This is a genomic window from Marilutibacter maris (assembly GCF_006546735.2).
Lineage (GTDB): Bacteria > Pseudomonadota > Gammaproteobacteria > Xanthomonadales > Xanthomonadaceae > Marilutibacter > Marilutibacter maris.
Window position 1 is genome coordinate 114,937 of sequence record NZ_VICD02000006.1, and the last position, 10,649, is coordinate 125,585.

Annotated in this window: 12 protein-coding genes and 1 pseudogene; 7 read left to right on the forward strand and 6 right to left on the reverse strand. The window is 67.1% G+C overall.

The annotated features are described in order from the left end of the window. Positions 1-322 precede the first annotated feature (322 nt). On the forward strand, positions 323-1,258 hold the full coding sequence (locus tag FKV24_RS00895) for a DUF5677 domain-containing protein (protein WP_141480847.1): 936 nt from the start codon (positions 323-325) through the stop codon (positions 1,256-1,258). A gap of 13 nt (positions 1,259-1,271) precedes the next feature. Here FKV24_RS00895 and FKV24_RS00900 read toward each other — a convergent pair whose 3' ends face one another. The 5 genes and pseudogenes from FKV24_RS00900 to FKV24_RS00920 form a co-directional block, all read right to left on the reverse strand. After that, the gene (locus FKV24_RS00900) at positions 1,272-1,748 is read right to left on the reverse strand and encodes a helix-turn-helix domain-containing protein (protein WP_141480848.1); all 477 of its coding nucleotides are present in this window, start codon (positions 1,746-1,748) and stop codon (positions 1,272-1,274) included. Positions 1,749-1,759: 11 nt separating this feature from the next. Continuing rightward, entirely contained in the window at positions 1,760-2,464 is a 705-nt protein-coding gene (locus FKV24_RS00905; RefSeq protein ID WP_141480849.1) for an HAD family hydrolase, read from the reverse strand. A 155-nt stretch (positions 2,465-2,619) separates the two neighbouring features. Then, positions 2,620-3,018: pseudogene (locus FKV24_RS00910) on the reverse strand (HAD family hydrolase); the annotation flags it as partial. 204 nt (positions 3,019-3,222) lie between these two features. Next, positions 3,223-3,570: an EF-hand domain-containing protein gene (locus FKV24_RS00915; RefSeq protein WP_141480851.1), complete on the reverse strand. Its 348-nt coding sequence runs from the start codon at positions 3,568-3,570 to the stop codon at positions 3,223-3,225. A gap of 297 nt (positions 3,571-3,867) precedes the next feature. Further along, entirely contained in the window at positions 3,868-4,059 is a 192-nt protein-coding gene (locus FKV24_RS00920; protein WP_111265467.1) for a CPXCG motif-containing cysteine-rich protein, read from the reverse strand. 134 nt (positions 4,060-4,193) lie between these two features. Between FKV24_RS00920 and FKV24_RS00925 the strand changes: the two genes are divergently transcribed. Then, positions 4,194-5,372 carry a PQQ-dependent sugar dehydrogenase gene (locus FKV24_RS00925; protein WP_111265466.1) on the forward strand — a complete coding sequence of 393 codons (1,179 nt, stop codon included), beginning with the start codon at positions 4,194-4,196 and terminating at the stop codon, positions 5,370-5,372. On the opposite strand, the gene FKV24_RS00930 is transcribed toward FKV24_RS00925, so the two are convergent. Next, on the reverse strand, positions 5,369-6,781 hold the full coding sequence (locus FKV24_RS00930) for an aminotransferase-like domain-containing protein (RefSeq protein WP_141480852.1): 1,413 nt from the start codon (positions 6,779-6,781) through the stop codon (positions 5,369-5,371). The two genes, FKV24_RS00925 and FKV24_RS00930, sit on opposite strands and share 4 nt — an antisense overlap. Before the next feature lie 363 nt (positions 6,782-7,144). Between FKV24_RS00930 and ccoN the strand changes: the two genes are divergently transcribed. Genes ccoN through FKV24_RS00955 form a run of 5 tightly spaced genes read left to right on the forward strand, consistent with a single transcriptional unit; the run spans position 7,145 to position 10,610 of the window. Beyond that, positions 7,145-8,587, forward strand: coding sequence for a cytochrome-c oxidase, cbb3-type subunit I (gene ccoN / locus FKV24_RS00935; RefSeq protein ID WP_111265464.1), 1,443 nt, complete (start codon positions 7,145-7,147; stop codon positions 8,585-8,587). Between the two features lie 10 nt (positions 8,588-8,597). Beyond that, the gene (ccoO, locus tag FKV24_RS00940) at positions 8,598-9,215 is read left to right on the forward strand and encodes a cytochrome-c oxidase, cbb3-type subunit II (RefSeq protein WP_111265463.1); all 618 of its coding nucleotides are present in this window, start codon (positions 8,598-8,600) and stop codon (positions 9,213-9,215) included. Position 9,216: 1 nt separating this feature from the next. Further along, positions 9,217-9,375 carry a cbb3-type cytochrome oxidase subunit 3 gene (locus FKV24_RS00945; protein ID WP_141480853.1) on the forward strand — a complete coding sequence of 53 codons (159 nt, stop codon included), beginning with the start codon at positions 9,217-9,219 and terminating at the stop codon, positions 9,373-9,375. After that, on the forward strand, positions 9,372-10,304 hold the full coding sequence (gene ccoP / locus FKV24_RS00950) for a cytochrome-c oxidase, cbb3-type subunit III (RefSeq protein WP_141480854.1): 933 nt from the start codon (positions 9,372-9,374) through the stop codon (positions 10,302-10,304). The genes FKV24_RS00945 and ccoP overlap by 4 nt, the downstream gene beginning before the upstream one ends. 9 nt (positions 10,305-10,313) lie before the next feature. After that, positions 10,314-10,610 carry a hypothetical protein gene (locus FKV24_RS00955; RefSeq protein WP_111265460.1) on the forward strand — a complete coding sequence of 99 codons (297 nt, stop codon included), beginning with the start codon at positions 10,314-10,316 and terminating at the stop codon, positions 10,608-10,610. The last annotated feature ends 39 nt before the right edge of the window (positions 10,611-10,649 follow it).

Below are 10,649 nucleotides of genomic sequence, written 5' to 3' on the forward strand. Positions count from 1 at the left end.
CTCGTAGAGCGACCCGGAAGGGTCAAAAAAGGGCAATTTTGATTGTCCCACGCCACCACCGTGAAACAGAAGCCCGCCGCGCGTGAAACGTCCCACTTGGCCGGCTCAGGTAAACACTATTAGCCCAGCCCATGCCCATGCCCATGCCCATGCCCATGCCCATGCGCAGTCTCTTCTCTCCGTGTCTCACTGTGTGATTCGCGGACTCCCCAGCATCCGCCGCTATGCTCGTCCAGATCCCTCCACCCAGCCGATCAGGCGCCCTCCCCTGGTGGCCGTGCGAGGCGGTCTATTGCCTCCACAGCCCCATTGAGATCTAGGCATGTACGAACCAGCTGACCCGCTCCTTCTCGACCGCAACGCTTCCCAGGAGCAAGCTCGCGCTGTTCTGGGCGAACCCCTCGCGTTTCTGGCCGACTTGGTGAACTACGGAACGCACCTCATCATCAAGGCGCTGGGTGATGGGGAAGACGATACGTCCCGACTGGTGGTGTGTGCCGGCCTGTTGAAGCACATCGTCGGAATGCTGGACGCCGCCCTCGTCCTGCTGGAAAACGGGCACTCGACAACAGCCCTGACGCAGGTTCGCTCGGCATTCGAGGCTACGCTTTACCTCGAACTGATCCTGCAGGAGGACACCGAGTACAGGGCCCGGGTTTACCTGGTGGGCGAATATCGAAGGAGGCTCGCGTTCCTCCAGCGGGCGCTCGACCCGTCCACGGCGCCAGGCTCCTTCAATCACGACTACGCGCACATCGGGATGAGTACCCAGACGCTCAGTGAGGAAGCAAAGACCACGGGCGTTGAGCATGTCGCCCACATTCAGTCCGTCTTGGCCCAGCCCGGACTTGCCAGCATCGATGCGCTCTACCTGAAGAAGCGTGGCAACAAAGCCTTCGATCCCCACTGGTATGAGCTACTGGGCCACAGAAGCATTCGCCAGCTCGCCAAGGCATTGAAGGAAGGGCCCGCATACGACCTTTGGTATGGGGGCGGCAGCCAGGTTGTGCACGCCCAGTCGCCCACCCAGCATTGGTCTGTGCTGGGCGATGTCGCGGCATTGAAAGCCATCCGCCACTTGGAAGCCGCCCATTCCGTGAAGGATGGCGTGGCGCAAGTGGCACTGCATGCCTACAGGCTCGTCGTCCGAAAGTACCTCCCTGACGACTTCCCGGCCTTGCAGCAGAAGTATCTGGCAGACTGGCAAAAACCCTTCCGCAGCAGCGTCAAGGTTCAATACGAGTACCGGGGACAGTAAGGCCCTAGGCGACTTACAGGTCTTTGAGGGGCCCTGTATCGACGTCGTTTGCCCGAGTAGCAACGACGGCCGCCAACTGCGCGCGGCGACGCTCCGCTCGTTCGCGGAGATAGACCCCAACCTCGCTGTCGTACAAGTCCTGTGCCGCCTGGTCCAGCATGTCGGCGGTTTCAACTTCGCCCAGGGCACGGGCCACCTGTGCCCAGAAGCGGTCGCGGTGGTAGTTCATGACAACCGCCTTGCGGCGGCGGGCACCGCCCACGATGACAGGAGGCGACGGGATCTGTGGCGCCTTGGGCGTGGGCTCCAAATGCTCGGCCAGGTCCGGAAGTGGCATCTTCCAAGTGCCGTCGCGCTTCACCGCCCCCGGAAGCTCGCCGTTGCGCATCCGCTCGCGCACCGTGTAGGGGTGCTGCATGAGGACCTTGGCCGTCTCTTCGGCTGACAAATGCGTCTTGCCCGGCCATTGCCGCACCAGCAGATCGAGCATTCGTTCGGACATCAGCCCCCCGACATCATCCTGTCCAGAGCCTCGCTGATCCCGCCCGCCCCGTCCACTTCCACGACACGGCCACCACCGTCGAAGTCGTGCAGGACCTCGTGCTCCCAGGTGGCGTGATACGGCATGTACACGCCCCATCCGCCCAACTCGATGACGGGGGCGATATCCGATTTCAGGGAGTTGCCCACCATGGCGAACTCATCGGGCTGGACCTCGAACTCTTTCAGCAGCCGGCGGTAGGTGGCCACGTCCTTCTCGGACACGATCTCAATGCGCTGGAACGCGGTCAGTCCGCACAGCGCCACCTTCCGCTCTTGATGAAAGAGATCTCCCTTGGTGATCAGGACAACGCGGTAGCGCTGGGCGACCTGCTCGACGGCTTCGGCAATCCCCGGCAGCAACTCCACGGGATGGACCAGCAGGTCCTTGCCCATGTCCATGATCGTGCGGATGTCTTTGGCCTCGATCCGACCACCCGTCAGATCAATGGCCGCTTCCACCATGGACAGGATCATGCCCTTCACGCCATAGCCGTACTGGGCCAGGTTGCCGCGTTCGGTGGCCAGGAGCTGCGCGCGCAGCCCCGCGGAGTCCAGGTCGATGTAGCGGGCAATGATCGCCTCGAAATCGATCTGCGCCTGGTCGTAGAACTCCTGGCTGCGCCACAGGGTGTCGTCCCCGTCAAACCCCACGATCTGAATCATGCCGCCCCCGAAACGGTGGCAAAACCGAGGCAATTTTGGCTTACATCCGGCCCCATCGGACTACATGAACGCCCCTTTCCTCGGCGCCCACGCAAGGCCAAACTCATAGAAATCAATCGCTTAAGTGTATTGGCACGCCTCCTGCGTGGGGGTGCCTTCCGCTCCTGGTGGAACAGGTCGCCCTTGGTGATCAGCACGATCTCGAAGTCGGCGGCGACCGCCTCGATCGCCTCGCGCACGCCCGGCAACAGCTCGACCGGGTGCGCCAGCAGTTCCTTGGCGATGCCGACGATGCGGTGCAGGTCGCGCGCGCTGATGCGGGCATCGGTGATTTCCACCGCGGCCTCGACCATCGACAGCGCCATGCCCTTCACGCCATAGCCGAACAGGGCGATGTTGTTCTTTTCGATCGCGTACAGACGGTCGCCGACGTCGTCGAGATCGACGTAGTGGGCGACGATGCGCTCGAATTCCTGTTGCGCGCCGTGGAAGTAGTCCTCGCTGCGCCAGAGTGTGTCGTCGGCGTCGAAGCCGACCATGCGGATTGCGGTCATCGCAACAGTATGACCGCGACCGCCGCGCACGGCTAAGCCCGAACGCGTCAGCCGGAGCAGAAGAAGGGCGACCTCGGTCGCCCTTCGGGACCGTCGCAGACCGCAGGGGATCGGCTGGACGGGCGTGGGAGAAAGCCCCGGCGCAATGCAGGCCGGGCGATCCGGGGCCCCGGAAGGGCGACCCCGGACCGGGATCCGTCATCGTTACTGCTCGCCGCCGGCCGGCTCGGGCTCGGTGCCGCCCTGGGCGTTGGCCACGTAGTTCTTGTACTCGTCGGCGGTGAGGTTGCCGTCGGCGTCGCTGTCGGCCAGATCGAACACCTGGCTCAGCGAAGGCACCGAGGCGGCCTCGTCCTTGCTGATCGCGCCGTCCTGGTTGAGATCGATGTCCGCCCAGCTCTTCTTCGCCGGCTGCGCGCTGTTCATGGTCGCGGCCTCGGCCTGGTCGGCCTGCTGGGGCGGCGCCGCTTCCTGCGCGAATGCGAACGGAGTCGCCATCGCGGCGGTCAGGGCCAGGGCGATGCTGAGGGACTTGCGGTTGTTCTTGCTCATGTCGGAATCCTCCTTGGGGGATGTTGTGCAACCGATCAGCGCACGGTCTTTGTAGTAGTCGTGTGGTATCGACCGTACGGCCCCTACCCTGCGCCGCCGCCGATGAACGAAAAACCCCGCGCAAAAGCCGCGATTACGCAGGGTTAACCTGCGCCGCCGCGCACCGCGCTAGCGATGCGCGCAGACGTGACGACGAACGCGATCGCACGTGATCGGCAACCGGTTTCGGCGCGCGTGGCTGAACGAGACGAGCTGAACGGAACACAACTTTTACGAACGCGGATCGTGCGCGCCGGCTCAGAGTGCGTCGCCGGAGCGGACCCGAACCCGTGGACCGCCGCCATCGTCGCCGGCGTCCACCCGCACCTCGATCGGCCTGCAGCAGACCGCGCAGTCCTCGACATAGTCCTGCGGTTCCGGCAGCGGCTCGACCCGCAGGTCGATCGGCTCGCCGCAGTACGGACAGGCAACGGTGACGATGTGTTCCATCGCGGCTCCTGCAGCCCTGGTGCGGTCCGGCCAGTATCGCGCCGGCCCGCCGCGGGCGGATGAAGCCGCTGCCGATGAATGCGAGAATCGGTCGCGTTGCCTATCGCCGCCCTCTCCCCGACCCGGAGCCCACGATGACCCAGCGCCTGCTGACCGCCGCCTGCCTCGCCGCCCTGCTGACCGCCTGCAACAGTCAGGGCACCAATGCGACCGAACCGGTGGCGACGCCCGCGCAGGCCGACGCGGCCGGCCCCTTCGTCAGCCTCGAGGTGGCCCGCTTCGACGAGCCGTGGGCGATGACCTTCCTGCCCGACGGCCGCCTGCTGGTCACCGAGAAGCGCGGCAAGCTCAAGCTGCTGGTGCTGCAGGGCGCCGACGCCGGCAAGACCGGCGAGATCGGCGGCGTGCCCGAGGTCGACTACGGCGGCCAGGGCGGCCTCGGCGACGTGATCCTGCATCCGGACTTCGCCAACAACCGGCGCGTCTACATCAGCTACGCCGAGGCCGGCGAAGGCGACACCCGCGGCGCCGCGGTCGCGCGCGCGCGGCTGAATCTCGACGCCCAGGGCGGCGGGCGCCTGACCGACGTGCGGGTGATCTGGCGGCAGGTGCCGAAGGTGACCGGCCAGGGCCACTACAGCCATCGTCTCGCGTTCGGACCCGACGGCCACCTGTGGATCAGTTCCGGCGAGCGGCAGAAGTTCGACCCGGCCCAGGACATGGCCTCCAACCTCGGCAAGATCATCCGCCTCAACGACGACGGCAGCGTGCCGGACGACAATCCCTTCGCCGACCAGGGCGAGGTCGCCTCGCAGGTGTGGTCGCTGGGTCATCGCAACGTGCTGGGCATCGCCTTCGACGGCAACGGCCAGCTGTGGAATCACGAGATGGGCCCCAAGGGCGGAGACGAGCTGAACCGGGTCGAGCGCGGCGGCAACTACGGCTATCCGATCGTCTCCAATGGCGACCATTACGACGGCCGCCCGATCCCCGACCACGACACCCGCCCGGAATTCATCGCTCCGAAGATCAGCTGGACCCCGGTGATCTCGCCGTCCAGCTTCGTGATCTACAGCGGCGACCTGTTCCCCGCCTGGAAGGGCAACGGCTTCATCACCGGGCTTTCGTCGCAGTCGCTGGTTCGGATCGAGTTCGACGGCGAGTCCGCGCGCGAGGCCGAGCGCTTCGACATGGGCCACCGCATGCGCGAGGTCGAGCAGGGGCCCGACGGCAGCCTGTGGCTGCTGGAGGACGGCGACGACGCCCGCCTGCTGCAGCTCAGCCCGCCGCCGCAACCGTCCGCGCAGGGCTAAGCGCGCGCGACCAGCGCGCCCAGGGTCCGCAGTGCGGCGTCCGCACGCTCATCGAGCGGGTGGCCGACGTTCAGCCGCAGGCCGGTGCCGAACTCGCGCCGCGCCGAGAAGATCGGCCCCGGCGCGAGGCTGATGCCGTGCTCCAGCGCCTGCCGGTGCAGCCGCAGCGCGTCGCTGCCCGGCGGCAGTTCCAGCCACAGGAAGTAGCCGCCCTGTGGCCGGGTCACCCGCACTCCCTCGGGAAAGTGGCGCGCGATCGCGTCCAGGTACTGCGCCTGCTGCGTGGCCAGCGCCGCGCGCAGGCGACGCAGATGGCGCTCGTAGCCGCCGCGCTCCAGGTAGCGGGCGATCGCCAGCTGCGCGGGCACGTTGGTGTTGAGGGTGCCGGTGAGTTTGAGCCGGGCGATCGCCTGGCGGTGGCGTCCGGCGGCGACCCAGCCGATCCGGTATCCCGGCGCCAGGCACTTGGAGAACGATGAGCAGTGCATCACCCGCCCGTCGCGGTCGAAGGCCTTGGCCGGCAACGACCGCTCGCGGCCGAAATGCAGCTCGGCATAGACGTCGTCCTCGATCAGGGCGATGTCGTGCACGGCCAGCAGCTCGACCAGGGCGCGCTTGGCCGGCTCCGGCATGGTCGCGCCCAACGGGTTCTGGAAGGTCGGCATCAGCCAGCACGCGCGCGGCGCGTGGCGCTTGATCGCGGTTTCCAGCGCATCCAGATCGACCCCGTCGCGCGGGTGGGTGGGCACTTCCACCGCACGCAGGCCATTGCGCTCCAGCGTCTGCAGGGCGGCATAGAAACACGGCGACTCGACCAGCACCGCGTCGCCGGGACGGGTCACCGCGGCGATGCTCAGGTTCAGCGCCTCCAGCGCGCCGTTGGTGATCACGATCTCGTCGGCGGCGACCGCGATGCCGTCGACCAGGTAGCGCTGGCTGATCTGCCGGCGCAGGCCGGCATGGCCGGGGGTCAGGTCGTCGACCGTGCACCATGGGTCGAGCTCGACCGCGCTGGCCGCCAGCGCGCGCCCGAGCCGGGGCAGCGGGAACAGCAACGGACTGGGGAAGGCCGAGCCGAACGGCACCAGGTCGCGGTACATCGCCGACTGCTGCACCTCGAACACCAGCGCGCTGACATCGAGCGTGCGCGAGTCGCCATCCGGCCGCGACGGCGTCTCCGGCTCCGGCAGCCGCGCCGGCGGGTGGCTGGCGACGTAGTAGCCCGAGCGCGGTCGCGATTCGACCAGCCCCTGCTCCTCCAGCAGGTAGTAGGCCTGGAACACGGTCGCCGGGCTCAGCCTGCGGGCGGCGCAGGTCTGCCGCACCGACGGCAACCGCTCGCCGGGATGGAACACGCCGGTCCGGATCGAGTGCGCGAGCTCGTCGGCAAGGGCGCGATAGCGGGTCATGGGGGGCTTACCGTCCGGCGGGGCGATCAACTGATACGGTTTTTTGCACAATCTCTGATTCTATCGGATCTGATACGGTCCCCATAGACTGCCGGCACTCCCCACCCGCCACACCGACATGCCTACCGATATCGAGCCCGGGAAACCCCGGTCCGCTCGGGGTCCGGCGCGCGCCCACGGCGCCGCGGCCATCAAACCGCCTTCACACCCCTGCCGGCTACCCTGACCCGGTAGCGCCGCAACACCGAAGGGGATGCCGCGCGGCCAGCACACTCCCGCCCGGCGACTTGATCCAGGTCAAACCCGCCATCCGACCGCGTTCATAGAATGCGCCGGTACGGCCGAGCGTAGGAATGCCCGCACATGCAAGCATCTGTTGAAACCTATAACGACAAGGTCGTGCGCCAGTTCGCGGCGGTGACCGTGATCTGGGGCATCGTCGGCATGGCGGTCGGCGTGTTCATCGCCGCCCAGCTGTACTGGCCGGCCCTCAACTTCGACATTCCGTGGCTGAGCTACGGACGGCTGAGGCCGCTGCATACCAACGCGGTGATCTTCGCGTTCGGCGGCTGCGCGCTGATGGCGACCAGCTTCCACGTGGTCCAGCGCACCTGCCACGTGCGGCTGTTCTCCGACAAGCTGGCCGCGTTCGTGTTCTGGGGCTGGCAGGCGGTGATCGTCGCCGCCGCGATCACCCTGCCGATGGGGCTGACCCAGGGCAAGGAGTACGCCGAACTGGAATGGCCGATCGACATCCTGATCACCCTGGTCTGGGTGGCCTACGCGGTGGTGTTCTTCGGCACCATCGCCAAGCGCCGGGTCAAGCACATCTACGTCGCCAACTGGTTCTACGGCGCCTTCATCATCACCATCGCCCTGCTGCACATCGTCAACAACCTGGCGCTGCCGGTCGGCATGGGCAAGTCGTACTCGCTGTACACCGGCGCGGTCGATGCCATGGCGCAGTGGTGGTACGGCCACAACGCGGTCGGTTTCTTCCTGACCGCCGGCTTCCTCGGGATGATGTACTACTACGTGCCCAAGCAGGCGCAGCGTCCGGTCTACTCCTACCGGCTGTCGATCGTGCACTTCTGGGCGCTGATCGCCATCTACATGTGGGCCGGCCCGCACCACCTGCACTACACCGCGCTGCCGGACTGGGTGCAGTCGGTCGGCATGGTGTTCTCGCTGGTGCTGCTGGCGCCGAGCTGGGGCGGCGCGATCAACGGCATCATGACCCTGTCCGGGGCCTGGCATAAGCTGCGCACCGATCCGATCCTGAAGTTCCTGATCGTCGCCGTCAGCTTCTACATGATCGCGACCTTCGAGGGGCCGATGATGTCGATCAAGACGGTCAACTCGCTGTCGCACTACACCGACTGGACGATCGGCCACGTGCACGGCGGCGCCCTGGGCTGGGTGGCGATGATCAGCGTCGGCGCGATCTACTCGATGCTGCCGCGCCTGCTCGGCCAGAAGCAGATGTACTCGGTCAAGGCGATCGACCTGCACTTCTGGATCCACACCATCGGCGTGGTGTTCTACATCGCCTCGATGTGGATCGCCGGGGTGATGCAGGGTCTGATGTGGCGCGCGACCAACGACGACGGCACCCTCACCTACAGCTTCGTCGAGGCGCTCAACGCGACCTATCCGTACTACCTGGGCCGCCTGGCCGGGGGCCTGCTGGTCGTCACCGGCATGCTGCTGATGGGCTGGAACGTGTTCAAGACCTGGCAGCGCGCGCCGGCACTGGAGCCGGTCCCGGTGATGCCGCCGGACCGTGCCGAAGCGGCCACTGCCTGAGGACCGACGCATGAGCCATTCCCACGAGAAAGTCGAGACCAACGTCGGCCTGATGGCCGTGCTGATCGCGGTGGCGGTTTCGTTCGGCGGCCTCGCCGAGATCGTCCCGCTGATGTACCAGGCCGAGGCGGTGCAGCCGCTGCCGGGGGTCAAGCCCTACCCGGCGCTGGAGCTGGCCGGCCGCGACATCTACGTCCGCGAGGGCTGCTACAACTGCCATTCGCAGATGGTGCGCACGCTGCGCTTCGAGACCGAGCGCTACGGCCACTACTCGCTGGCCGGCGAGTCGGTCTACGACCGCCCGTTCCAGTGGGGCAGCAAGCGCACCGGTCCGGACCTGGCCCGGGTCGGCGGCCGCTACTCCGACGACTGGCACCGCGTGCACCTGATCAATCCGCGCGACGTGGTGCCGGAGTCGAACATGCCCGGGTTCCCGTGGCTGGAGAAGAACAGGGTCGACGGCGCCGTGGTCGAGCACAGGATGAAGGCGCTGCGCACGATCGGCGACCCGTACACCGACGAGGACATCGCCGGCGCCCGCGACGCGGTGGCCGACAAGACCGAACTCGATGCGCTGGTGGCCTACCTGCAGGGCCTGGGCCGGCACGCGCCGCGCGGAGGTCAGTGAGATGGTGTCCGGCATCGTCACCGCAATACTGCTGGCGCTGTTCGTCGGCGGCTGGATCCGGCTGTGGAGCCCGAAGCTCAAGCCCGAGCTCGACGCGGCCGCACGCCTGCCGCTGGAGGAGGACGCCAGCCCCGATGCACCTGAGGAGACGCAACGATGAGCGCTGGCTGGTCATGGTTCGTGATCGCACTGATCGCGCTGAACATCCTCGGCTGCGTGTGGCTGATCTGGTGGACCGGCCGTCGTCGTCCCGGCGACCCGGCGCCGACCGACACCAGTCACACCTGGGACGGCGACCTCACCGAATACAACAAGCCGATGCCGAAGTGGTGGATCAACCTGTTCTACCTGACCATCGTGTTCTCGGTCGGCTACCTGATCTACTACCCGGGCCTGGGCGCCTTCGCCGGCGTCTCGAAGTGGACCTCGGCGGACGAGCATGAGCTGCACAAGCAGTCCTTCGACGCGCGCCTGGAAGAGACCTTCCGTCCCTACGTCGGCCAGCCGGTAGACGCGATCGCCCGCGACCCGGCCGCGGTCGAACTCGGCCGCTCGATCTTCAGCAACACCTGCGCGACCTGCCACGGCTCCTCCGCCCAGGGCGCGATCGGCTACCCCAACCTGACCGACGACATCTGGCACTGGGGCGGCAGCCCCGACCGCATCCTGCAGACCGTGCTCGACGGCCGCGAGGGCGTGATGACGCCATGGGGCAAGGTGCTGACCGGAATGAAGGGCGACAACGCGGTCGACTACGTGGTCGCCTACGTGCGCACCCTGTCCGACCCGGGGTCGATGGAGAACAACTACATGGCGGCGCAGGGCAAGAAGCTGTTCGACGGCGTCTGCGTGGCCTGCCACGGTCCCGACGGCAAGGGCAACATCGAACTCGGCGCGCCCGACCTGACCGACGACTACTGGATGTACGGCAGCAGCAAGGCCAGCCTGTACGAGACCATATCCAACGGCCGCCACGGGGTGATGCCGGCGCATCGCGAACTGCTCGGCGAAACCCGTTCGCGCCTGGTCGCCGCCTACGTCTGGTCGCTGTCGCACCCGCAGGACACCGACGCGACGAACACGCAGTAGGGAGGCCGCATGCCCGACTACACCGCTCCACGCTTCGACCATCCGCCGCGCCCGCTGGCGCAGCGGCTGGGCGCGATCCTGTGGCCGAGCTTCTTCACCGCGTGCGTCTGCACGATGGTGTTCTTCGCCCATATCGACCCGATCGAGCTGCGCGACATGACCTTCCCCGGTCTGCCGCTGACCCGGGTGCTGGGCTACAGCATCGGCTTCTTCATGTTCTGGCTGGCCGCGGCCGCGTCCAGCCTGTTCACCTGGATCCTGCTGCGGCCGTCCAGCCGCTTCAACCGGCCGCTGCCGCCTGAGTGAGGCCCGGCGCGGCCGCCCGGCCGCGCGACCTCCACCGCC

Bases quoted from the DNA above. Each gene is read 5' to 3' on its own strand.
- FKV24_RS00895 (WP_141480847.1), top strand. From the start codon at position 323: ATGTACGAACCAGCTGACCCGCTCCTTCTCGACCGCAACGCTTCCCAG.
- FKV24_RS00900 (WP_141480848.1), bottom strand. From the start codon at position 1,748: ATGCTCGATCTGCTGGTGCGGCAATGGCCGGGCAAGACGCATTTGTCA.
- FKV24_RS00905 (WP_141480849.1), bottom strand. From the start codon at position 2,464: ATGATTCAGATCGTGGGGTTTGACGGGGACGACACCCTGTGGCGCAGC.
- FKV24_RS00915 (WP_141480851.1), bottom strand. From the start codon at position 3,570: ATGAGCAAGAACAACCGCAAGTCCCTCAGCATCGCCCTGGCCCTGACC.
- FKV24_RS00920 (WP_111265467.1), bottom strand. From the start codon at position 4,059: ATGGAACACATCGTCACCGTTGCCTGTCCGTACTGCGGCGAGCCGATC.
- FKV24_RS00925 (WP_111265466.1), top strand. From the start codon at position 4,194: ATGACCCAGCGCCTGCTGACCGCCGCCTGCCTCGCCGCCCTGCTGACC.
- FKV24_RS00930 (WP_141480852.1), bottom strand. From the start codon at position 6,781: ATGACCCGCTATCGCGCCCTTGCCGACGAGCTCGCGCACTCGATCCGG.
- ccoN (WP_111265464.1), top strand. From the start codon at position 7,145: ATGCAAGCATCTGTTGAAACCTATAACGACAAGGTCGTGCGCCAGTTC.
- ccoO (WP_111265463.1), top strand. From the start codon at position 8,598: ATGAGCCATTCCCACGAGAAAGTCGAGACCAACGTCGGCCTGATGGCC.
- FKV24_RS00945 (WP_141480853.1), top strand. From the start codon at position 9,217: ATGGTGTCCGGCATCGTCACCGCAATACTGCTGGCGCTGTTCGTCGGC.
- ccoP (WP_141480854.1), top strand. From the start codon at position 9,372: ATGAGCGCTGGCTGGTCATGGTTCGTGATCGCACTGATCGCGCTGAAC.
- FKV24_RS00955 (WP_111265460.1), top strand. From the start codon at position 10,314: ATGCCCGACTACACCGCTCCACGCTTCGACCATCCGCCGCGCCCGCTG.